Below are 622 nucleotides of genomic sequence, written 5' to 3'. Positions count from 1 at the left end.
CTAGCCGCCCCATTTGGCGGCTTCGGCCGTGTCGCGGGCGTACATGGCCAGCGTGTTGGAGTCATGGGTGCTGGCCATCGCCTGATAGGCGCGCACCAGGCTTTCCATGGCCTGATTCCACTGCGCCTGCCACACCTGATACGTCATCCCGGTATCACCCTGCCAGGCATTCGACAGCGCCGCCTGCTCACTGGCGATATCAGCACCCAGCCCCTGCAGGGTGCCGGCATAACCCGACATGTCCGCGGCATGGCCCAACATCGCCGGGTAGTTATACATAATCTGCGACATCACAAATCCTTTCGCGATTGCTAAGTCCGGCTCAGAACCCGGTGTAACCCGACGCGGCCGCGGCATCGGCGGCCACATAGGTACCCGCGGCATCCCCCAAATTCACCTGAGCGATATCCAACAACGTATTGATCCGCGCGCCGGCCTCCACAAACCGGGCATGAGCGGCCTGAAACGCCACCGAGGACTCCCCCTGATGAAACGCCTGCGCCGACACCGCCTCCTGCTCGGCCTGACCAATCGTGCTGCGCATCAACGCCGCCTTGGCACCAAACGCCGACTGCGCGGCCACCAACTGCGGAATATGAGCATCCAACAAACTCATAACGAT

Annotated in this window: 2 protein-coding genes; both read right to left on the bottom strand. The window is 62.2% G+C overall.

All coding sequences use genetic code 11. From position 1 onward, the window contains the following. Window positions 1-291, bottom strand: a complete 291-nt coding sequence (locus tag A5764_RS21445; RefSeq protein WP_067116855.1) for a WXG100 family type VII secretion target — start codon at window positions 289-291, stop codon at window positions 1-3. Between the two features lie 31 nt (window positions 292-322). Continuing rightward, complete coding sequence (locus A5764_RS21440) at window positions 323-616, bottom strand: WXG100 family type VII secretion target (RefSeq protein WP_067116858.1); 294 nt, start codon at window positions 614-616, stop codon at window positions 323-325. Window positions 617-622 lie beyond the last annotated feature (6 nt).

Source organism: Mycobacterium sp. 852002-51057_SCH5723018 (genome assembly GCF_001667035.1).
Taxonomy (GTDB): domain Bacteria; phylum Actinomycetota; class Actinomycetes; order Mycobacteriales; family Mycobacteriaceae; genus Mycobacterium.
The sequence above is the reverse complement of the archived record's forward strand: the minus strand, read 5'-3'. Positions and strand labels throughout refer to the sequence as shown.

Coding starts and splice junctions, on each gene's coding strand:
- A5764_RS21445 (WP_067116855.1), bottom strand. CDS start 291: ATGTCGCAGATTATGTATAACTACCCGGCGATGTTGGGCCATGCCGCG.
- A5764_RS21440 (WP_067116858.1), bottom strand. CDS start 616: ATGAGTTTGTTGGATGCTCATATTCCGCAGTTGGTGGCCGCGCAGTCG.